The organism is Mesorhizobium sp. B2-1-8 (assembly GCF_006442545.2).
GTDB lineage: Bacteria > Pseudomonadota > Alphaproteobacteria > Rhizobiales > Rhizobiaceae > Mesorhizobium.
On sequence record NZ_CP083952.1, the window covers coordinates 1,083,185 to 1,102,850 of the forward strand.

Annotated in this window: 21 protein-coding genes; 8 read left to right on the forward strand and 13 right to left on the reverse strand. The window is 64.6% G+C overall.

The features are described 5' to 3' along the window. The first annotated feature begins 131 nt into the window (after positions 1-131). On the forward strand, positions 132-1,064 hold the full coding sequence (gene gcvA / locus FJ970_RS05240; RefSeq protein WP_140763313.1) for a transcriptional regulator GcvA: 933 nt from the start codon (positions 132-134) through the stop codon (positions 1,062-1,064). An 88-nt stretch (positions 1,065-1,152) separates the two neighbouring features. On the opposite strand, the gene FJ970_RS05245 is transcribed toward gcvA, so the two are convergent. Genes FJ970_RS05245 through tsaD form a run of 7 tightly spaced genes read right to left on the reverse strand, consistent with a single transcriptional unit; the run spans position 1,153 to position 5,898 of the window. Next, on the reverse strand, positions 1,153-1,896 hold the full coding sequence (locus FJ970_RS05245) for a glycosyltransferase family 25 protein (RefSeq protein WP_140763316.1): 744 nt from the start codon (positions 1,894-1,896) through the stop codon (positions 1,153-1,155). 15 nt (positions 1,897-1,911) lie between these two features. Beyond that, the gene (locus FJ970_RS05250; protein WP_140763319.1) at positions 1,912-2,328 is read right to left on the reverse strand and encodes a DUF1761 domain-containing protein; all 417 of its coding nucleotides are present in this window, start codon (positions 2,326-2,328) and stop codon (positions 1,912-1,914) included. Between the two features lie 23 nt (positions 2,329-2,351). Next, positions 2,352-3,035, reverse strand: a complete 684-nt coding sequence (locus tag FJ970_RS05255; RefSeq protein ID WP_140763322.1) for a class I SAM-dependent methyltransferase — start codon at positions 3,033-3,035, stop codon at positions 2,352-2,354. Beyond that, positions 3,032-3,457, reverse strand: coding sequence for an EVE domain-containing protein (locus FJ970_RS05260; RefSeq protein WP_140763324.1), 426 nt, complete (start codon positions 3,455-3,457; stop codon positions 3,032-3,034). The genes FJ970_RS05255 and FJ970_RS05260 overlap by 4 nt, the downstream gene beginning before the upstream one ends. A 17-nt stretch (positions 3,458-3,474) precedes the next feature. Further along, the gene (locus tag FJ970_RS05265) at positions 3,475-3,771 is read right to left on the reverse strand and encodes a YciI-like protein (protein WP_140763327.1); all 297 of its coding nucleotides are present in this window, start codon (positions 3,769-3,771) and stop codon (positions 3,475-3,477) included. Positions 3,772-3,793: 22 nt separating this feature from the next. Then, positions 3,794-4,816 carry an NAD(P)H-dependent glycerol-3-phosphate dehydrogenase gene (locus FJ970_RS05270; RefSeq protein ID WP_140763330.1) on the reverse strand — a complete coding sequence of 341 codons (1,023 nt, stop codon included), beginning with the start codon at positions 4,814-4,816 and terminating at the stop codon, positions 3,794-3,796. Then, the gene (gene tsaD / locus FJ970_RS05275) at positions 4,813-5,898 is read right to left on the reverse strand and encodes a tRNA (adenosine(37)-N6)-threonylcarbamoyltransferase complex transferase subunit TsaD (protein ID WP_181178766.1); all 1,086 of its coding nucleotides are present in this window, start codon (positions 5,896-5,898) and stop codon (positions 4,813-4,815) included. Before tsaD ends, FJ970_RS05270 begins: the two co-directional genes overlap by 4 nt. A 103-nt stretch (positions 5,899-6,001) precedes the next feature. Here tsaD and hemC point away from each other — a divergent pair, with 103 nt between their 5' ends. From hemC to FJ970_RS05305, 6 genes are all read left to right on the forward strand, one after another. Beyond that, the gene (gene hemC, locus FJ970_RS05280; RefSeq protein WP_140763336.1) at positions 6,002-6,940 is read left to right on the forward strand and encodes a hydroxymethylbilane synthase; all 939 of its coding nucleotides are present in this window, start codon (positions 6,002-6,004) and stop codon (positions 6,938-6,940) included. Positions 6,941-6,942: 2 nt separating this feature from the next. Continuing rightward, a complete protein-coding gene (locus tag FJ970_RS05285) occupies positions 6,943-7,659 on the forward strand; it encodes a uroporphyrinogen-III synthase (RefSeq protein ID WP_140763339.1) in 717 nt (238 codons plus the stop codon). 109 nt (positions 7,660-7,768) lie between these two features. Continuing rightward, a complete protein-coding gene (locus tag FJ970_RS05290; protein WP_140763342.1) occupies positions 7,769-9,238 on the forward strand; it encodes a COG4223 family protein in 1,470 nt (489 codons plus the stop codon). Positions 9,239-9,248: 10 nt separating this feature from the next. Continuing rightward, positions 9,249-10,841 (forward strand): heme biosynthesis protein HemY, encoded by a 1,593-nt coding sequence (locus FJ970_RS05295; RefSeq protein ID WP_140763345.1) that lies wholly within the window; start codon positions 9,249-9,251, stop codon positions 10,839-10,841. A gap of 36 nt (positions 10,842-10,877) precedes the next feature. After that, positions 10,878-11,357 carry a TerB family tellurite resistance protein gene (locus FJ970_RS05300; RefSeq protein ID WP_140763349.1) on the forward strand — a complete coding sequence of 160 codons (480 nt, stop codon included), beginning with the start codon at positions 10,878-10,880 and terminating at the stop codon, positions 11,355-11,357. Between the two features lie 15 nt (positions 11,358-11,372). Next, positions 11,373-12,089 (forward strand): glutamine amidotransferase, encoded by a 717-nt coding sequence (locus FJ970_RS05305; protein WP_140763352.1) that lies wholly within the window; start codon positions 11,373-11,375, stop codon positions 12,087-12,089. A gap of 188 nt (positions 12,090-12,277) precedes the next feature. Here FJ970_RS05305 and FJ970_RS05310 read toward each other — a convergent pair whose 3' ends face one another. The 5 genes from FJ970_RS05310 to FJ970_RS05330 all read right to left on the reverse strand — a co-directional run bounded on the left by FJ970_RS05310 (position 12,278) and on the right by FJ970_RS05330 (position 16,776). Next, the gene (locus FJ970_RS05310; protein WP_140763355.1) at positions 12,278-12,508 is read right to left on the reverse strand and encodes a hypothetical protein; all 231 of its coding nucleotides are present in this window, start codon (positions 12,506-12,508) and stop codon (positions 12,278-12,280) included. A gap of 73 nt (positions 12,509-12,581) precedes the next feature. Continuing rightward, positions 12,582-13,820 (reverse strand): MFS transporter, encoded by a 1,239-nt coding sequence (locus tag FJ970_RS05315; RefSeq protein ID WP_140763358.1) that lies wholly within the window; start codon positions 13,818-13,820, stop codon positions 12,582-12,584. A gap of 151 nt (positions 13,821-13,971) precedes the next feature. Further along, a complete protein-coding gene (locus FJ970_RS05320) occupies positions 13,972-15,072 on the reverse strand; it encodes an aminotransferase class I/II-fold pyridoxal phosphate-dependent enzyme (RefSeq protein ID WP_140763361.1) in 1,101 nt (366 codons plus the stop codon). Positions 15,073-15,399: 327 nt separating this feature from the next. Next, positions 15,400-15,882: a MucR family transcriptional regulator gene (locus tag FJ970_RS05325; protein WP_210243071.1), complete on the reverse strand. Its 483-nt coding sequence runs from the start codon at positions 15,880-15,882 to the stop codon at positions 15,400-15,402. 189 nt (positions 15,883-16,071) lie between these two features. Continuing rightward, a complete protein-coding gene (locus FJ970_RS05330; RefSeq protein WP_140763365.1) occupies positions 16,072-16,776 on the reverse strand; it encodes an ROK family protein in 705 nt (234 codons plus the stop codon). Between the two features lie 281 nt (positions 16,777-17,057). Here FJ970_RS05330 and FJ970_RS05335 point away from each other — a divergent pair, with 281 nt between their 5' ends. Next, on the forward strand, positions 17,058-18,269 hold the full coding sequence (locus tag FJ970_RS05335; RefSeq protein ID WP_140765949.1) for an IS110 family transposase: 1,212 nt from the start codon (positions 17,058-17,060) through the stop codon (positions 18,267-18,269). Positions 18,270-18,280: 11 nt separating this feature from the next. Here the strand turns inward: FJ970_RS05335 and zwf are convergent, their stop codons facing one another. Further along, positions 18,281-19,657: a glucose-6-phosphate dehydrogenase gene (gene zwf, locus FJ970_RS05340; protein WP_140761522.1), complete on the reverse strand. Its 1,377-nt coding sequence runs from the start codon at positions 19,655-19,657 to the stop codon at positions 18,281-18,283. Between the last annotated feature and the right edge of the window lie 9 nt (positions 19,658-19,666).

A 19,666-nucleotide genomic window follows, 5' to 3' on the forward strand; every position in this document is an offset into this window, starting at 1 on the left:
TGATGGTGTTTTGATGCTGCAAATCATGCCGGATTGAAAAACAAATGGGAAACGAGTAGTTTTTTTCTCATCATCAAGTTTTATTTGAGGATTGAGGGCTCCATGGATCACTTCGATCGGGCCGTGCGCTGATGGCAGCGCTCTTGCCGGGAACGCGGGCGCTCAGGACGCTGGAGGCGGCGGCCCGGCACCTCAATTTCACCCGAGCCGCCGACGAGCTGGGCCTGACACCTGCCGCCGTCAGCCACCAGATCAAGGAAATCGAGGATCAGCTCGGCATCGTGCTTTTCACCCGCACCAGCCGCACCATCCGGCTGACGGAGGCGGGCACGGTGCTGTACGAGGCGGCGACCGACACGCTCGATCTGCTTGGCCGGGCCGTGATGCGGGCGCGCAAGATGGCGCGCGGGACGGAATTCTTGAAGGTGACGCTGGACGCGCAGTTCGCGGCGAAATGGCTGATGCGGCGCGTCGAGAATTTCCGCCAACAGCGGCCGGGCATCGAACTCAGGTTCGACATCGCCTACGGCTTGCGCGATTTCGATCTCGACGACGTCGATGTCGGCATCCGGTTCGGCGCCGGCAAATATCCAGGACTCTGCGCGCATCGCCTGTTCGACAACATCATCATTCCGGTGTGCAGCCCGGGCCTCCTGGCATCGGGGCCGCCCCTGCGCGAGCCGCGCGACCTGTTCAACCACACGCTTGCCCATATCGAATGGGCCCGCCAGGGCGTGACATGGCCAAACTGGCGCATGTGGATGGCGGCGGCCGGCATCAACGATTTCGACGACAGCCGCACCGTCGTCTTCGGCACGTCCACGGATGCTGTCCAGGCAGCGCTGGACGGCAATGCCGTCGCGCTCGCCGATCTCGCCATGGTGGCAAACGACCTGTCCGAGGGCCGGCTGGTGCGGCCCTTCGAGTTCAGCATCAGGGTTGCGCCGGAATTCGCCTATTTCCTGGTCTATCCCCAGGCCACGGGCGACGATCCCCGTATCGTCGCCTTCCGCGAATGGATCCTGGAGGAAGTTGCCAGGACGCGGACGACGGACAAGGTCTGATCTCTTGTTTCATGCAATTCCCTAGGGAAAGCGCTACGCGCTTTTCCCGGGAAAACCGCGACGCACTTTTCCTGGAATTGCTCTGCACTCAGGACCGGGCGTTGTGGCCGAAGATCATGCGTCGGTATTTCTTCACGTTCCATTTCAGCTTCTTGTACAGAAGCGGCTGCTTTTTGCCGGCGACGGAAGTCTGGAAAGCGCCGTTTTCGCTGCCTTGCTCGACAATTGGTCGCTCGAACCACAGCATCTCAATGCCCAGTTTTTCGTCCATTTGCTCGATCTGGTGATCGATCACGCTGTATATCTTGTGCTGATCGATCCAGGCACAACGGGCTTCGGCGACCGGACGGGTGATGAGGTAGGAATCCGCGCACCTGGCATGGAGTGCCGGGTAGAGCCTCTGACCCCTGCGCAATTTCCAGCTCGGCGTGTAGTAGTTGCTGCCATTGCCGAGATAGATGACGGCCTTGCGCATCGGGCTGCCGAGTTCGGCCAGCCCTTGCCGAAATTTGGCGACGAAGTCGCGCGCGAGGAACACGTCATCCTCGAACACCAGGCAATAGGGCAGGTCGGTTTCGAGGAAATCGCGCCAGATCCCGACATGCTTCAGCGCCAGCGAGACCTGCGCCGGGTGGACAAAATCGGGAGCGACCAGTTCAGCACGAATCTCCGGGGTGATATCCGGCTGGTCCCAATCGGTGTAGAAGGTGACCGGCACGCCGCGCCGCTCGAACTCGCGCACGATATGCCGGCGCCGGTCGTCATAGCCTTTTTTGACATGACAGACCCGGCTGAACACCAGGTCGCGCGGAAAGCCGGATTCATCCGTCATCGTCAAATCGCTATCTCAGCTCGCCGCGGCGCCGAACCAGCCGATCACCGCGCCGATGATCAGCAGCACGCCCAGCCAATGGCCGCCGTCGATGAGGGTCAGGTCCCAGCCGAAATTCTCGTAGCGATGGTTGACCGACAGGGTCGTGGCGACGAAACCCAGCCAGAGCACGAAACCGAAGATCAGCCCGGCCAGCCAGGTTGGCTCGCCTCCGGTCATCGCGCCGACGACCAGGGCCATGATGGTGGCCATCAGCAGCTCGGCGATGCAGGAGATGACGAAGGGCAGCGGCGATTTCTTCATCGTCGCCGGATCGAGCTTGACGGCCTTCAGCCAGGGCTTGCTAAACGCCATGTACCAGACGGCACCGAACAGCCATGCGACGACGGCGGCGGCAACCACCGCGATCCAGTTCACTGCCGAAAAATCCATGAGCTTCCCCCTCCAGATGCGGTTTATGGAAACGCCTGTTCGGCGATGGCGTCAAGCAGCCGCCATACGGTCGTACGCTTGACTTCGGCATCCTCGAGCGCCCTCGTCACCGGCACCTGGTAGATGCCAAGCGGCTCCAGCCCGGATCGCGGCAGATAGGACCGGCCGGGATCGCCGATCAGGATGTCGGCGCCACTCCGTTTGAGCGCCGAAAACCATGGCATAAGCCGGTCGGCGAAGGGTTTGTCGTAAAAGACGTCGCCAGCCAGGACCACGTCCCAACCCGCATCGGTGCCGATACAGTCCGCGCTGAGGAATTCGATCCCGACGCCATTGGCCTCGCTGTTGAGCCGGATCGCGGTGGCGCAGAACGGGTCGATGTCGGCCGCCGTCACGTCCGCGGCACCGGCCTTGGCGGCGGCGATGGCGACGAGGCCGGAGCCCGAGGCGAAGTCGAGCACGCGCTTGCCCCGCACCGTTTCGGGATTGTCGATGACATGACGGGCGAGGCCCTGGCCGCCGGCCCAGGCGAAAGCCCAGAAGGGTGGCGGCAGGCCGATCTCGACCAGTTCGTCCTCGGTCCGCTGCCAAAGATCATGCGCTTCGTCGGCGAGGTGGAGAAGAATCTCAGGTACATGCGGCGGCGCCATCAGCGCCGTATTGTCGAGGATGAACTGCCTGGCGCTGTCGGGGGTGAGCGCCGTCACGGAGCAGGCGTCAGGCCGCCCATACGGCAGACCTCCTTCCATTCGGCCGGGGTCACCGGCTGCACGGAAAGCCGCCCGAGCCGAACCAGCGCCATCTCGGCCAATTTCGGGTTGGCCTTGACTTCTTCCAGCGTCGGCGGGTTCGGCACGTCCCTGACGGCGCGGATATCGACGCACTCCCAGCGCGGATCATCCGACGTGGTGTCGGGATGGGCGAGCGCGCAGACCTCGGCGATGCCGACCACGTTCAGCCCCTCGTTGGAATGGTAGAAGAAGCCGAGATCGCCGATCTGCATTGCCTTCATGTTGTTGCGGGCGGCGTAGTTGCGCACGCCGTCCCATTGCGTGCCTGCCTTGCCCTTGGCCTTCAACGCCTCGAAGGAGAAGACCGAGGGTTCGGATTTGAACAGCCAGTAGTTCATTTTCTCTCTCCTGCCGATTAGCCGGCCGCCGGCTTGTTGAAGACCCAGTTCCACTGCCGGATTTCGACGCTCTCGAACAGCCCAGCCTTGGCGTAGGGGTCGGCGGCAGACAGCGCCTGTGCTCCGGCCATATCGGGCGCCTCGATCACGGCGAGCGTGCCGTTCGGCTTGCCGTCGGCATCGAGGAACGGGCCGGCGAAGGCCAGCTTCTTCTCGCCATTCAGCGCCTCGAGAAAGGCGACATGCGCGGGCCGCGTATCGACGCGCACCTGCAGGCTTCCAGGCTTGTCCTTGCAAATCAACGCGAACAGCATTGTGGCTTTCTCCTGATGGTCGTCAATCGTTGGTTTCGGTCTTCAGCGGCCGCGTCATCAGGGCCGTCACGGCCTGGCCGATGGTGATGGTGCCGTCCAGTATTGCGGCCACGGCGGCGATGATCGGCGCATCGATGTTGCGCTCGGCGGCGATACGGGCGGCGATCGCCGCCGTCGGCACGCCCTCGGCCAGCGGTAGCCCGGAAAGCGCCTTGCCTTGCCCGAGCGCCAGCCCATAGGCGAAATTGCGCGATTGCGTCGACGAGCAGGTGAGCAGCAGGTCGCCGAGGCCGGAAAGCCCCATGAGGGTCTCGGGCCTGGCGCCGAAGGCGGCACCGATGCGGCGCAACTCGACGAAGCCGCGCGTGACCATGGCGGCCTGGGCGCTGGCGCCGAGCCCGGCCCCGGTGACGGCACCGGCGGCGATGGCGAAGACGTTCTTCAAGGCGCCGCCGATTTCGACGCCGATCAGGTCGTCGCTCGAATAGCAACGCAGATTTTCAGCCGAAAAACGGGCGGCAAGGTTGGCCGCAAGCGCCTCGTCGCCGGCGGCCACCACCACCGCCGTCGGCAGGCCGCGGGCGACATCGCTGGCGAAGCTCGGCCCGGACAGGGCGGCGACCGGGTTTTGCGGCAGGATTTCCGTAGCGATTGCCGACAGCAAGGCGCCGGTGTCGCGCTCGATGCCCTTGGCGCAGAGCACGAGCGGAATGCCGGCCGGCATATAATCTTTCGCGGCCGCCAGTGTCGCTCGCAACGCCTGCGCCGGCGTCACCGCCAGCACGCAATCGGCCCCAGTGAGCGCTGCCTCGATGTCGCTCGTCGCCTCGATGCCGGGCTCGATTGCGATGCCCGGGAGATAGCGCGGGTTCTCGCCACGACCGATCGAGGCCACGGTTTCAGAGTCGCGCGCGAACAGCCGTACCGAGTGGCCTGCGCGCAGCATGGCCAGCGCCAGGGCCGTGCCCCAGGCGCCACCGCCGAGCACGGTGACATGCCAACCGCTTTTGCCCAGGCCCTCGCTCTTCGTGGCTCGACCGGTCATGCCTTGGCTCCGCGCCGGCCCGAGCCGACCATTGGCGTCGAGACGCTGTCCAGCGGCCAGCGCGAGCGCGGCACGAAATCGAAGCCGTTCTCCTGCGCCATGCCTTCGCGCAGCCGCTCGATGCCGGCCCAGGCAATCATCGCGGCATTGTCGGTGCACAATTTCAGCGGCGGCGCGACGAAGGTGAAACCGGCCTCAGTACAGAGTCGCTCGAGCGTCGCCTTGATGGCGCGGTTGGCGGCGACGCCGCCGGCGACGACCAGCGCCGGGTTCTTCGTGCCAGGGAATGTTTGGCTGAATCGTGCCAGCGCGCGGGAAACGCGGTCGGCCAGCGCATCGGCGACGGCCGCCTGGAACGAGGCGCAGATGTCGGCGACATCCTGGTCGCTCAAGGGCTCGATCGCGGTCGCCGCCTGGCGCACGGCGGTCTTCAGGCCGGAGAAGGAGAAATCGGGCTGCGCCGAGCCTTTCATCGGCCGTGGGAAGGCAAAGCGCGAGGCATTGCCCGACAGCGCCGCCTTCTCGACGTTGGGACCGCCAGGATAGGGCAGGCCGAGCATCTTGGCCGTCTTGTCGAAGGCTTCGCCGAGCGCGTCGTCGATGGTTGTGGCCCAGCGCTGGTAGTCGCCGACGCCGCGCACGGCGAGAATCTGCGTGTGGCCGCCGGAAACCAGCAGCAAGAGATAGGGGAATTCCAGGCCGTCGGTCAGCCGCGCGGTCAAGGCGTGGCCTTCGAGGTGATTGACGGCGATCAGCGGCTTGCCGGCCGCGGCCGCGATCGCCTTGGCCGTCATCAGGCCGACGATCAGGCCGCCAACGAGGCCTGGCCCGGCAGTGGCGGCGATCGCGTCGATATCGGCAAGAGCCACGCCAGAATCGGCGAGCGCCGCCTCGACGATGCCGTCCAGCGCCTCGACATGGGCGCGCGCGGCGATCTCGGGCACGACGCCGCCGAAGGCGGCATGCTCCTCGATCTGGGAGAGCACGATATTGGACAGGATTTTCGGCGCGGCGTCGCCCTCCAGCGCCACGACGCTGGCGGCAGTCTCGTCGCAACTCGTCTCGATGCCCAGAACGCGGATCAATTCGTCGCTATCCCAAGAGATTGTCTATGGGGCTATTCCCCATTAGGAAAAGGCCGGCAAGACCTCGATTTCGCTCGGGGGTTATCACGGACCGCGCGCCATGCAAACTTTGAAAATCGAAACACGGAAAATCGGAACGCGCGGCAGTCCGCTGGCGCTCGCCCAGGCGCATGAGACGCGTGTGCGGCTGATGAAGGCGCATGGCCTTCCCGAGCAGGCGTTCGAAGTGGTGCCCATCTCGACCAGCGGCGACCGTATCCAGGACCGGCCACTGTCGGAGGCCGGCGGCAAGGGCCTGTTCACCAAGGAAATCGAGGAAGCGCTGCTCGACGGGCGTATCGACCTTGCCGTGCATTCGTCGAAGGACATGCCGACGGTACTTCCCGACGGCTTGGAGCTCTCCACTTTCCTGCCGCGCGAGGACGCGCGCGACGCTTTCATAGGCAAGGCGGTCAAGCGGATCGCCGATCTGCCGCCTGGCGCCAAGGTAGGATCGTCATCGCTCCGTCGCCAGGCGCTGATCCGCCGGATGCGGCCGGATTTCGAGGTGGTGATGTTCCGCGGCAATGTGCAGACGAGGCTGCGCAAGCTGGATGAAGGCATCGCCGAGGGCACCATCCTCGCCTATGCCGGGCTGAAGCGGCTCGGGCTCGAAGGCGTGATCACCGACCTGATGCCGCTGGAGGATTTTCCACCGGCGCCGGGACAAGGCGCGATCGGCATCGAGACGCGGGTCGGCGACCGTGAAATCGAGAACATGCTTGCGGCGATCCATCATGTGCCGACGGGCCAGGCCTTGGCCTGCGAGCGCGCGTTTCTCGCCGCGCTCGACGGTTCGTGCCGCACACCGATCGCCGGCCATGCGACCGTATCGGGCGGCAAACTGTCCTTTGCCGGACTGATCATCTCGCCCGACGGCACGGAATGGCATGACGTCCGGCTGGAAGGCGAGGCCGCGGACGCGGCGGAAATAGGCGCGAACGCCGCGCGGACAGTTCGCGCCAGGGCCGGCGAAAAGTTCTTCGACGGCTGGCTCTGAAAATGCTCCGCGTCCTGGTCACCAGACCGGAGCCCGGTGCGTCGCGCACGGCGCGAAAGCTGGAAGAGATGGGTTTCGAGCCTCTTCTCCTGCCATTGACGGAGACGATGGTACTGCCGGTCGATGCCAAGGCGGTTCCGGACGACGTGGCGGCCGTCGCCATCACCAGCGCCAATGCCGTGCGCCATGCCCCGAGAGATCTGATAGCGGCGCTTTCCAACCTGCCTTGCCATGCTGTCGGCAACAGGACCGCCGCGGCCGCGCGTAAAGCCGGCTTTCTCTCGGTCGTCGAGGGGCCCGGCGATGCCGAGGCGCTGGCCGACCGCATGGCGATCGCGTTTTCCGGTAAAACGATCGTTTACCTCTGTGGGCGCGTGCGGTTTCCCGCCTTCGAACAGAAGCTGGAAGCAGCTCATGTCGGGGTCCATGCCGTCGAGACTTACGACACGCTTGCGGTAAGCCATTCGGACGAAGCGATCCTTTCGCTGATATCAGGCCAAGCCGTCGACGTGGTGCTGCTCTATTCGGCCAAAGCGGCTGCCGCGATGCGGCTCCTGACCAGCCGGCCTGCCCTGCAAAAGGCCTTTGAAAAGACACGGGTTTTTGTCCTTTCCGCGCGCATCGCCGCCGCCTTCGGCGACAACGCCGGCAAGGCAATCCGCGTCGCCGTACGACCCGACGAGGAGGCGCTGCTGGCACTTTTGCGGGAACGGCCCTGACCCGCGTCATCACACCGCCCCTTTTCACCGCTTGGTGATGTGCTAGACCCTTCTGAACCATCACGCGCCGCCGGGCGTTGAGACGAAGCGAATTTTGCGGAGCCCATGCATGGTCAAGACGCCGAAGATGCGACACTCGAAGAGCCGCCGCGAGCCGGTGACCATCGATCTCGATCCGGGCGCCGTCTCACGCGTCGTCGACGAGGATGCCGCCAAGGATGCCGCCCAGACCGACGAGGCGAAGGCCGAGGAAGCAGCGAACGCCTCGCAGCCGGAGGCTCCGGAAGAGCCGGTGCATGCCGATCAGACCGACCTAGAACCCTGGGAGCATGACGATGCCGCCGCGGGGCAGGCCGGGACAGATGCGCCCGAGGCCAAATCCACTGAGCCGGAAATGCCTTATCCCGGTTCGGATACACCCCCCAACCGCGCCACGGCTTCCGACTACAATTTTGAGGATGCAACCGCCAAAACCGCCGAGACCAAGGCGGCTGCCGGAAAAACCGACGCGAGGAGCGAACCGATGACAGCACAGCCGAAGCGGGGCGGCCTCAACGGCATCGCCGCCGGCATCATCGGCGGCGTCATCGCGCTGGTCGGCGCCGGTGGCCTGCAATTTGCCGGCCTGCTCGGCGAGCCGGGCTCCGCTGCCGGCGCCTCGCTCGATGGCGTCAATGGCGAGATCGCCTCGCTGAAGAGCGAAATCGCGGACATGAGGGAAGCCGGCAACAACAATGGTGCATCGGCCAAGGTCGATGGCCTGTCGTCGGCGCTGGACCAGGTCAAGAGCGATGTCGCGGCGCTGAAATCGGCGGTCGAACAGGGCGGCGCCGGCGACAATGCCGGGCTTGCCGCACTGGGAGACAAGGTCAAGCAGATCGAAACCACGGTGGCGACCCTCGGCAAGGCCGGCAGCGCGGCGCCCGTCGATCTCGGCCCGCTCAACGAAAAAATGGCGGCTCTCGATGCGCTGGTGAAGTCGACAGGCGAGGCAGCGAAGGCGCAGGAGGGCCGTCTCTCCGCGCTGGAGCAGTCGGTGTCGCAGCTTTCCGGCAAGGTCGATGCGCAGGCGTCGCAGCCGAAGATCGCGCTCGCCATCGCGGCTTCGGCGCTGAAGTCCGCGCTCGACCGTGGCGCGCCGTTTTCGGCCGAACTCGATACGCTGGCGGCGATTTCGCCTGATGCGCCACAGCTCGCGACATTGCGGCCCTATGCCGAAAAGGGCGTGCCGACCCGCACCGAGATTGCCTCGCAGATGGATGCCGCCGCGAACGCCATGGTGGCAGCGGCCACGCCAGGCGACCAGAATGCCGGCTTCCTGCAGAACCTGATGTCGAGCGCCGAATCGCTGGTCAAGGTCCGGCCGATCGGCGCCGTCGAAGGCGCTGGGGCACCAGAAACCGTGGCGCGCATGGAGGTTGCGGTCACCCAGGGCGACTATGCCAAGGCGCTCAGCGAATATGACAAGCTGCCGCAAGCCGTGAAGGCCGCGGGCGCCGACTTTGCCGGCAAACTGAAGGCGCGCATCGAGGTCGAAACCCAGGTCGACGCGTTGATCTCCGGCGCGATGAAGGCATGAGGACAACACGATGATCCGCCTGCTCGCCTTCCTCATCGTCGTCTTCGCGCTCGGGCTGGGCTTTGCCTGGCTGGCCGACCGGCCCGGCGACATGGTCGTCACCTTCAATGGCTACCAGTACCAGGTCAGCCTGATGGTGGCGGCGGTGGCTGTCGTCGCCGTAGTCGCGGCGGTGATGATCGTCTGGTGGCTCATCAAGTCGCTGTGGAACAGCCCCTACACCATCTCGCGCTATTTCCGCGTGCGGCGCCGCGACCGTGGCTATCAGGCACTGTCGACCGGCATGATCGCCGCCGGCGCCGGCGACGGGGCGCTCGCCCGCAAGAAAACCAAGGAAGCGGCCAAGCTGATCCGTTCCGACCAGGAGCCGCTGATCCATCTGCTCGAAGCGCAGGCATCGCTGCTAGAAGGCGATCATGACGGCGCGCGCCAAAAGTTCGAGAGCATGCTCGACGACCCCGAAATGCGGCTGCTTGGCCTGCGCGGGCTTTATCTGGAAGCCGAGCGGCTGGGCGACCGCAATGCCGCCCGGCACTATGCCGGCCGCGCCGCCGCAGTGGCGCCGCAACTGGCCTGGGCGGCCGAATCGACGCTGGAGGAGCTGACCGCGCGCGGCGACTGGGACGGCGCGCTGAAGCTGGTAGACGCGCAGAAGTCGACGCGGCAGATCGAGCGCGACGCCGCCAACCGCCGCCGCGCGGTGCTGTTGACCGCCAAGGCGCAGTCGCTCGCCGACAGCGATCCCGCGGCCGCCAGGACAGCGGCGGTCGAGGCCAACAGGCTGAAGCCGGACTTCGCCCCCGCCGCAATTGCCGCCGCGGCGGCGCTGTTCAAGCAGAACGACGTGCGCAAGGGCTCGAAGATCCTCGAAGCAGCATGGAAGGCCGAGCCGCATCCCGAAATTGCCGAGCTCTACACCCATGCAAGGCCGGGTGACGCCGTGCTTGATCGGCTCAACCGGGCAAAGAAGCTGCAGGAGATGAAGAAGAACCACGCCGAATCGTCGATGACGGTGGCGCGTGCCGCGCTCGACGCACAGGATTTGTCGACCGCTCGCCGCGAGGCCGAAGCCGCGATCCGCATTGACCGCCGCGAGGGCGCCTATCTGCTCCTGGCCGACATCGAGGAGGCGGAGACCGGCGACCAGGGCAAGGTGCGGCAGCTCCTCTCCAAGGCGGTTCGGGCGCCGCGCGATCCGGCCTGGGTCGCCGACGGGGTCGTCTCCGAGCGCTGGGCGCCGGTCTCGCCGGTCACCGGCCGTCTCGACGCCTTCGAATGGCGCGCGCCGATGGAGCGGCTTGGCCAGCTGATCGACAGCCGCGACGAGCCGGATGCCCCGGTAGTGGCCATCGAGGCGCCGGGCAGGCCGGAAAAGCCGGTTGACGTGATCGATCATGCCGTCCCGGGCAACGAGGCGACGGGCAAGGGCGCCGAAAGCCGCGAGGATGATGTGACGCCGGTCACGGCAGCCGCTTTTGCCGCAGTGCCGGCCGATGCCGAGGCCGTCGAGCCGGCGGAAGAACTGGCGCGCCTGCCGGACGATCCAGGCGTCGATCCGGACGACGAGGCGGAAAAGTCGACACGCCGGTTCCGGCTGTTTTGATATGGGCCGGCCATCGAGCCGATTGGGAATGAATTGATGTTCGAGCGCGTTCTGTCGTTTCTTAGGGATTTGCCGGCCGGCTCCGGCAGCCACACCAGCACGGACGATCCGCGCGTCGCGGCTTCGGCGCTGCTCTACCATGCGATGAATGCCGACGGCGTGCGCCAGGATGTCGAATGGGAGCGGTTCAAGGCGGTGCTGGCGCAGAGCTATTCGATCAACGGTGCCGAACTCGAAGCGCTGGCCGCCGCCGGCGAGCGCGCCGACAACGAGGCGATCGACCTCTACGCCTTCACCAGCGTGCTCAAGCGCCATCTCGACGCGGAGGGGCGCAAGGCCTTCATCGGCCTGATGTGGGAGATCGTCTATGCCGATGGCGAGTTGCATGAGCTCGAGGACAACACGGTGTGGCGGGTCGCCGAACTGATCGGCGTCGAGCGCCGCGACCGGGTCGAGGCGCGCCGCAAGGCCGCGGCCGAGGTACCCGGCGCCACCGGAACATCGAGCGACGAGTAGGATTTTCGCCTTTCCATGCCGCCCAGAACGAGCCCGAAGCCAAAGATCCTGATCATTCTGCATCAGGAGAATTCGAGCCCCGGACGCGTCGGCCACATGCTGCTGGAAGAAGGCTTCGATCTCGACATCCGCCGCCCGCCGCTCGGCGACGCCTTGCCGGAAACGCTGGATGGTCATGCCGGCGCGGTGGTGTTCGGCGGGCCGATGAGCGCCAATGACGAGGACGAGTTCGTCCGCCGCGAGACCAAATGGCTGGAAATTCCGCTCAGGGAAAACCGGCCGCTGCTCGGCATCTGCCTGGGCGCGCAGATGCTGGCCAACCATCTCGGCGGCAAGGTCGAGGGCCATGGTGAAGGACTGGTCGAGATCGGGTGGTATCCGCTGAAGGCGACCGAGGCCGGCAAGAAACTGATGCACTGGCCCGAAATGGTCTACCAGTTCCATCGCGAGGGCTTTTCGCTGCCGGGCGACGCGATGCTGCTGGCCACGAACGAGACCTATCCCAACCAGGCCTTCCGCTATGGCGACAATGCCTGGGGCATCCAGTTCCATGGCGAACTCACCCGGGTGATGATGCAACGCTGGGTGGTGCGCGGCGCCCATCGCTTCGAACTGCCCGGCGCCCAGCCCGGCCGCGACCATCTCGGCGGCCGGCTGATCTGGGACATGCATCTGAAGCGCTGGCTCGACGAGTTCTTGCGGATGATTTTTGGCGGGCCGGTGGCGCGGTAGGTCAGAGCCGGTGCTATGACCGATCTGCCGCTTTCCGACTGTCGGCTTTCGGAGCGTGGAAACTAGAGCGGTTCAGCGTTTGATAGAATCGCCGACCCGCTCTAACTCTTTGTTTTCACGCAATTCCCTAGGGAAAGCGCTACGCGCTTTTCCCGGGAAAGCCGCTACGCACTTTTCCTGGAATTGCTCTACTCCGAAAAGCTCACGCTCACGCCGCGCTGCCGAAAGTAGGCCTGCATCAACTTGCGGCCCGAGCGGTTGTTCTGTGCCAATTTGGCAGGATCGAACACCGCCTGTTTTATCCCCTCCCGCGCCAGCGCTGCCTTGAGCGCCGCGATATGTGCGTCGATATCGGCATTGTCCGACCGGAGCGACGCATAGATATTTTCGGTCGCCTCGGCCACAGTCGGTTCGCTCACAGGTGTTGTCCTTTGGTTGGTTGGGCGGGCGGCTTAGCACAGATTCGCGGCTCCGCCGATACCGATGAGACCGTCAGTTTCGCCCGTTGAGGTGGCGAACCCTGCGCAGTTGCGGGAACAGATAGGCCCACAGGCCGGCAACCGCGACGGCGCCGACGCCGCCGATGACCACCGCCGGAACCGTGCCGATCAGCGCCGCCATGCTTCCGGCACGGAATTCACCCAACTCGTTGGAGGCGCCGACGAAGACCTGGTTGACGGCGTTGACGCGGCCGCGCACCTCGTCGGGCGTCCACAGCTGGATCAGCGTTTCCCTGATATAGACGCTGAACATGTCGGTGGCGCCGAGGAAGACCAGAGCAACGATCGACAGCCAGGTGAGGGTCGACAGACCGAACAGCACGGTGAAGGCGCCGAACGCCGCGACGAAGCTCAGCATGATCTTGCCGGCATGGTCGCGGATCGGGTGCCCGGCGAGCCAGACCGCGACGCAGACGGCGCCGATGCCCGGTGCCGAGCGCAGCAGGCCGAGGCCCCATGGACCGAGTTGCAGGATGTCGCGCGCATAGACCGGCAGCAGCGCCGAGGCGCCGGACAGGAGCACGGCGAAGAGATCGAGCGAGATGGCGCCGAGCACGATCTTCTCGCTCCAGATGTAACGGAAGCCGGCAAACAGTGTTTCCATCGTCGGCTTGTCGGTGGCGCTTTGCTGGGCGGGTTTGGGAATGGTGAAGATCAGCAGACCGGCCACCAGCATCAGCACAGAGGCGACAGCGTATGCGGCTTCGGCCGAGACGCCATAGAGCAGGCCGCCCGCGACCGGACCGATGATCGTCGCCGTCTGCCAGGCGGACGAGTTCCACGCAATCGCGTTGCCGAAATCTTCCGGCGGCACCAGATTGGCGAACAGCGACGACGAGGCCGGTCCGTAAAAGGCGCGCGCCATGCCGAACAGCGCCAGAACGACGAAGATCGGCAGCGGACTGACGAGGCCGCGCAGCGTGAAGTACAGGAGAACGAGCGCACAGCCTGCCTCGACCACCGTTGCCAGCGCCATGATCAGGCGGCGGCCGAAGCGGTCGGCGACCACACCTGTCACCAGCACCAGAAGCAGCGATGGCAGGAACTGGACGATGCCGACAATGCCGAGGTCGAACGGATCGCGCGTCAGGTCATAGATCTGCCAGCCGACGGCGACGGAAACGATCATGGTCGCGAAGGTGGTGAGAAAGCGCGCCGTCCAGTAGCTGAGGAAGGCTTTGTGCCGGAAAGCCGCATAGCGCTGCTCCGGTAAATTTTGCTCAGGTATCATGGAGTGAGGCCCCGTTGCTATGCCGGCGGGGCACTTCCCGAATGGGCGCTGGTCCGACCAATGGAACTTGGTAAAGTTCGGCGCGCATATGCTTCAAAATCAGGTCTGGATCAAGGGACTTTCGAGCCGCGCTCTCGGTAGCACGCGGAAGTTACTGCCGCAGCGCGGCCGAAATCGCGTCCAATCCGCCTTTCAACTCGGCCTCCGTCGGCCAGCCGAAGCCGATACGGAAGAAGCGCTTTTCCATCTCGAACCAGTGGCCGGGCCCGACATAGGTGCCGTGGTCCTCCAGCAGCCTGACATAGAACCGGTCGAGGTCGAAGCCGGGCTCGACACCGAGGCGCGGGAAACCGACGACACCGCCCTCAGGCCGCACCCAGTCGACCAGCGGCTCGCGGTCGATCCAAGCCTGGACGATATCACGGCGCTTGGCCATCTCGGGCAGCAGCTTTGCCAGAAACACGTCCCGGCGCTCCAGCACGCCGCGCGCAATGCCTTCGTCGATGACGCTGCCGCAGATGCCGATCTGCTCCTTGGCGGCGAGGAATTTTTCCTGGAGGGCGGCATCCCTTGCAGTCAGCCAGCCGATGCGGATGCCGGGAATGCCGAAGGCCTTGGACAGCGACGAGACGCTGATGGCCTTTTTGCTCAGCGAGGCCGCCGAAGGCAGGCGCCTGCCATAGGAGAGGTCGCGATAGGTTTCGTCGACCAGCAGATGGCAGCCGCTGGCCTCGGCGAGCGCCACCAGCGCGTCGAGTTCGGCACGGCTCATCATGGTGCCGGTTGGATTGTGCGGGCAAGTGACGCTGATCAACTTCGTATTCGGCCGCATCGCTGCCTTGACGCGCTCAATATCGACGGCAAAGCCTTCCTCGAAGGCGAGGTCGACGAAGCTGATGGCGCAGCCGATCGCCCGCGGCGTTTCGATGTTGGTGGCGTAGTTGGGCCTGATGACGACGAGGTGATCGCTGGCCGACAGCAGCGAGGTCGAGATGATGAACAGCGCACCGGCCGCACCGGCGGTGACCAGCACATCGTCGGGCGAGATGCCGGCATCCTGTGCCGCGATCAGGTCGCGCAGCGCCTTGTCGCCGCGATGTTCGCCGTAAAAGAGCGTCAGGTCCGGCAGCGAGAGGCCGATGTCGGAGAGCTTCTGGTCGGCAATCGAGCTTTCGGAGAGATTGTAGCGGATACGGTCGTAGCCGTATTCCTCCGGGGCCTCTTTCTCGATCACCATCCTGGTGTAGTTCATGGCTTCCCCCCCCCGGAGCGGTTCACCGTTTCACGGAAACGGCAAACAGCTCCACTCCCTTTGTCTAGACGCAATTCCGGACGGATAACCGTTTCACACTTTTCCTGGAATTGCTCAAAGCTTGTCCGGTTCATCCAAGCCACAAAAACATGAAGCCTGCCAAGGCGGTTTCGCCGGCAGGCTTCTGTTCCAGTCGTTCTACAGCATGTCGGGCGAATAGGATTCGCCCGACCTGCTGTAAGCTTCTGATTTTATGCATGTCGTTATCCCGGAACCGAGGACACTTCCAGGCGACATGCATTAAGTATTGGCTCAGGACTGAGTTGCTCAGGCCGGGACTTTGGCCTTTCGGCCTTTGCCCTTGGCAGGCGGGGGGGCGACGGCCTTGCGGCCGAGCCCGATCGACTTCGCCAGTTCCGAGCGCGAAGCGGCGTAGTTGGGGGCAACCATCGGATAGTCCGACGGCAGGCCCCATTTGGCGCGGTAGGCATCCGGCGACAGGCCGAAATGCACGCCGAGGTGACGCTTCAGCGATTTGAACTTCTTGCCGTCCTCGAGGCAGATGATGAAATCCGGCGTCACCGACTTCTTCGGGTTGACGGCCGGGACCAGCGGTGCCGCCACCGGAGCGACCGGCTGGCCGAGCCCACTGATCGAGGCGCTGACGCTGGCGATCAGTTCGGGAAGGCCGGACGCGGGCAGGCGATTCTTCTCGACATAAGCCGATACGATATGGGCGGTCAGTTCGAGAAGGTCGAGGGCCTTGCTGGCGTGGCTGTTTTCGTCGGTCAATCTATTTCCTCCATCCATGGCGCATGACCTCGAAAATGGGGCCGTTTTCAAAAAGGATGATGCGCAAAATTAAAGTGCGTCGTCTTTGTGCGTCGCGCGCGACGCGATGTAGTGGGGCTGACTTCCTAGTCGGCAAACCTGCACAATGCAATCTATCGGCGCGACATCACACGCCATTTTGAACAACTATACTAAACTGTAATAATATCAGACGATCAGGGCCTTGTCGCGCCACAGACGAAATCCGCCTTCGAAAGCGCGTGTGTTGTCACCGCGCCTGCAGTTGGCGGGCAATTCGTCGAGCTTGTCGACATTGCCGCCGCCGATGACGACATAGTCTGGCTGCAGGGCGGCGCGCAGCCGGTTGACGACGTCGAAGACATGACCGCGCCACTTCTTCTTGCCGCGCTTTTCCAGGCCGCGTTCGCCGACATAATCCTCGAAACTCTGGCCTTTTCTATAGGGGAGATGGGCGAGTTCCATCGGCTGGCCGACATTATCGAGGATCATCGCCGCACCGAGGCCGGTTCCGAGGCCGAGGAACAGCATGCGCCCGCCCTCATAGCTGCCGAGGGCCTGCATCAGCGCGTCGTTGACCACCTTGACCGGCTTGCCGAACTCAGCGGTGAAATCGAAGCCGACCCAGCCCTTGCCGAGATTCATCGGGTCGAGCACCGGCTTGTTGTGACGCACCGGGCCCGGATAACCCATCGAGATGACGTCATAGGACAGTCCCTCGGCGAGCTTTTTCACCTTGTCGATCATCTGCCGTGGCGTCAGGTCAGGCCCGGAATCCGTCCGGCGCTCGGTGCCACCGTCGCTGGTCAGGATCTTAACGTGCGACCCGCCAATGTCGATCGAAAGGACGACCTGCCCGGTATCCGACGCAGCCTGCTTAATCACCTTGGCCATCTGGTCCCCTCCGCTCATCAGGCAACCTCACGATTGCGTTGAATCAGTTTAGGAGCTGATTGGGCGTTGGTCCCGCGCCACCGTGACGACTGCCTATGTCGCTTGCCCGATGAGGGCCCGCATGAGACTTGCAGCGTTTCGGTGGCCGAGAGCCACAGACGGGCTACAGGAAGATGCGCCACAGACACTTCGACCAAGATGGGTCCAGAGCGCCGATTGATGAGCAACCCGTGAGGGCTCCCGGCACCGGGCACCATACTCCAGTTCAGTGAGGTGCATCCATGACCATTTTCGTCGGACTCGACTGGGGCGGCTCGAGCCATGCCGTCTGTGTCGTCGACGCCGCCGGTAAGGTCCTCGACCATTTTGTCGTGGCCCATGACCGCGATGGGCTTGCCGATCTCGTCGCGCGTTTGCGACGGCATGGGCCACCCGGCGAGACGCCGATCGCCATCGAACGGCCTAGCGGGTTGCTCGTCGACGCGCTGGTCGATGCCGGCTTCGTCGTCACGCCGGTCCATCCCAATGTCGTCAAGGCGTGCCGGCCGCGCTATCGCGCCGTCGCCGCCAAGAGCGATCCTGGTGACGCCTACATCCTTGCCGACATCCTGCGCACCGACGGGCACCGGCTGACCCCGCTCAAGCCGCAATCCGATGCCATCAAGGCACTGCGCGCGCTGGTGCGTGGCCGTGACGATCTCGTCGCCACAAGACTCGTCCTCGCCAACCAGCTGCGCGCCTTGCTCGAAAGCTTCTGGCCTGGCGCCGCCGGTTTGTTCGCCGACATCGCAAGCCCGATCGCACTGGCCTTCCTCCAGCGCTATCCCACACCCGAAAGCGCCAGCCGCTTGGGTGAGAAGCGCATGGCTGCCTTCCTTGCCCAGAACCAGTATTGCGGCCGGCGTAGTGTTGCCGATGTGCTCGGCCGGCTGCGCGCGGCTCCCGCCACAATGGCCGCTGAAGCTGAGGCCGACGCCAAGGGTGAACTCGTACGTGCCATCGCCGTTACTCTCGAAAGCCTCGTCGCCCAGATCGGCAAGCTCTCCAGCCGCATCGAACATGCCGTTGCCGAACTGCCCGAAGGAAAGATCGTCATGTCCTTTCCGCGCGCCGGAAAGATCTGCGCTGCACAGATCACCGCCGAGCTGGGCGACGTGCGGGACCGCTTCCAGAGCCAGGAACACCTGGCCGCCGAGGCCGGCGTCGCACCAGTCACCTACCAGAGCGGTAAATCCCGCGCCGTTACATGGCGATGGGCCTGCAACAAGCGACTGCGCGCGGCGCTCACCTGCTTCGCCGACAACTCCCGCCATGCCAGCCCCTGGGCTGCCAAGGTCTATCACGACGCCAGAGAGCGAGGATGCAGACACCCTCATGCCGTTCGCATCCTCGCCAGAGCCTGGCTCAGAATCCTCTGGCGCGCATGGCAGGACGGCACATCCTACGACCCCAACAAACACCCCGCCGCTAGCTTCTTGCTCACAACAGGTTGACACAGGAAGTCTCATGCCACCGGGTCGATCCAGCCATTGGGCGGTCCGAAGCCGGCCATGGCGTCCATCGGCCCCCATGTCTTCGGCTCGTAAAGATGCGGCGGCGTGGTATCGCCGAGCACCGGACCGACGATGCGCCAGGCCAGTTCGGCCGCGTCCTGGCGGGTGAAGAGCTGGCCATTGCCGTTCATGGCGTCGCCGATCAGCCGTTCATAGGGCGGCATGTCGCCCTTCGAATCGTCGAGGGCGGCGAGTTCCACCTGCTCGCCGATCATGTCGTCGCCGGGCGCCTTGCGCTGGGCGCCGATGGCGATCATCACCTGAGGGTCGATGCGGAAACGGACGTAATTCTGGTCGGCGGGCTTGATCGGATCGAAGACGTCGAGAGGCGGCCGCTTCAGCCGCACCACCACCTCGGTGACATGCACCGGCATGTTCTTGCCGGCGCGGATGAAGAACGGCACGTCCTGCCAGCGCCAGGTGTCGACGAAGAAGCGCACCGCCGCGAAGGTTTCGACCGGCGAGTTCGGCGCCACGCCGGGCTCGGCGAGATAGCCGGCAAACTGGCCGCGCACGACATCCTTTTTTGTCAATGTCCGGATGGCGCGCAGCACCTGCACCTTCTCGTCGATCAAATCGTCGGCGGAGCGGCCGACCGGCGGCTCCATGGCCAGGAGCAGCAGGATGTTGAGCAGATGGTTCTCGATGACGTCCCTGATGCAGCCGACATCGTCATAGAAGCGGCCACGCCCTTCGATGCCGAAATCCTCGGCCATGGTGATCTGGACGCTCTCGACGTAATTGCGGTTCCAGATCGGCTCGAGCAGGGAATTGGCGAAGCGGAAATAAAGCAGGTTCTGGATCGCTTCCTTGCCGAGATAGTGGTCGATGCGGAAGATCGACTGTTCGTCGAACACCAGGTGCAGCACCCGGTTCAGCCAGCGCGCCGATTGCAGATCGTGGCCGAATGGCTTTTCCACCATCAGCCGCGCGCCATGCGCGGTGCCCGACTGCTCCAGCCCTTGCACGACAGTCTCGAACATGGTCGGCGGCACCGCCATGTAGTGCAGCGGCCGCTGGGCGCTGCCAAGTGCCGTCTTCAGCTTCTCGAAAGTGGCCGGATCGCGGTAGTCGCCGCTGACATAGCGCAGCAGCGACGCCAGCTTGGCGAACACCTTCTCGTCGATCTTGCCGAGCGCGTCGACGATGCCGTCGCGGGCGCGGTCCTGCAATTGCTTCAAATCCCAGGCGTCGAAGGCGACGCCGATCACCGGTTCGGTGAGCGTGCCCTTGGCGACCATCTGGTAAAGCGCTGGAAATATCTTCTTGTGGGCGAGGTCGCCGGTCGCTCCGAAGAGCACCAGCGTGTCGGACCGTTCCTGGCTCATGCGTGCGTC

Coding starts and splice junctions, on each gene's coding strand:
- gcvA (WP_140763313.1), top strand. CDS start 132: ATGGCAGCGCTCTTGCCGGGAACGCGGGCGCTCAGGACGCTGGAGGCG.
- FJ970_RS05245 (WP_140763316.1), bottom strand. CDS start 1,896: ATGACGGATGAATCCGGCTTTCCGCGCGACCTGGTGTTCAGCCGGGTC.
- FJ970_RS05250 (WP_140763319.1), bottom strand. CDS start 2,328: ATGGATTTTTCGGCAGTGAACTGGATCGCGGTGGTTGCCGCCGCCGTC.
- FJ970_RS05260 (WP_140763324.1), bottom strand. CDS start 3,457: ATGAACTACTGGCTGTTCAAATCCGAACCCTCGGTCTTCTCCTTCGAG.
- FJ970_RS05265 (WP_140763327.1), bottom strand. CDS start 3,771: ATGCTGTTCGCGTTGATTTGCAAGGACAAGCCTGGAAGCCTGCAGGTG.
- FJ970_RS05270 (WP_140763330.1), bottom strand. CDS start 4,816: ATGACCGGTCGAGCCACGAAGAGCGAGGGCCTGGGCAAAAGCGGTTGG.
- hemC (WP_140763336.1), top strand. CDS start 6,002: ATGCAAACTTTGAAAATCGAAACACGGAAAATCGGAACGCGCGGCAGT.
- FJ970_RS05285 (WP_140763339.1), top strand. CDS start 6,943: ATGCTCCGCGTCCTGGTCACCAGACCGGAGCCCGGTGCGTCGCGCACG.
- FJ970_RS05290 (WP_140763342.1), top strand. CDS start 7,769: ATGGTCAAGACGCCGAAGATGCGACACTCGAAGAGCCGCCGCGAGCCG.
- FJ970_RS05295 (WP_140763345.1), top strand. CDS start 9,249: ATGATCCGCCTGCTCGCCTTCCTCATCGTCGTCTTCGCGCTCGGGCTG.
- FJ970_RS05300 (WP_140763349.1), top strand. CDS start 10,878: ATGTTCGAGCGCGTTCTGTCGTTTCTTAGGGATTTGCCGGCCGGCTCC.
- FJ970_RS05305 (WP_140763352.1), top strand. CDS start 11,373: ATGCCGCCCAGAACGAGCCCGAAGCCAAAGATCCTGATCATTCTGCAT.
- FJ970_RS05315 (WP_140763358.1), bottom strand. CDS start 13,820: ATGATACCTGAGCAAAATTTACCGGAGCAGCGCTATGCGGCTTTCCGG.
- FJ970_RS05320 (WP_140763361.1), bottom strand. CDS start 15,072: ATGAACTACACCAGGATGGTGATCGAGAAAGAGGCCCCGGAGGAATAC.
- FJ970_RS05325 (WP_210243071.1), bottom strand. CDS start 15,882: ATGGATGGAGGAAATAGATTGACCGACGAAAACAGCCACGCCAGCAAG.
- FJ970_RS05330 (WP_140763365.1), bottom strand. CDS start 16,776: ATGGCCAAGGTGATTAAGCAGGCTGCGTCGGATACCGGGCAGGTCGTC.
- FJ970_RS05335 (WP_140765949.1), top strand. CDS start 17,058: ATGACCATTTTCGTCGGACTCGACTGGGGCGGCTCGAGCCATGCCGTC.
- zwf (WP_140761522.1), bottom strand. CDS start 19,657: ATGAGCCAGGAACGGTCCGACACGCTGGTGCTCTTCGGAGCGACCGGC.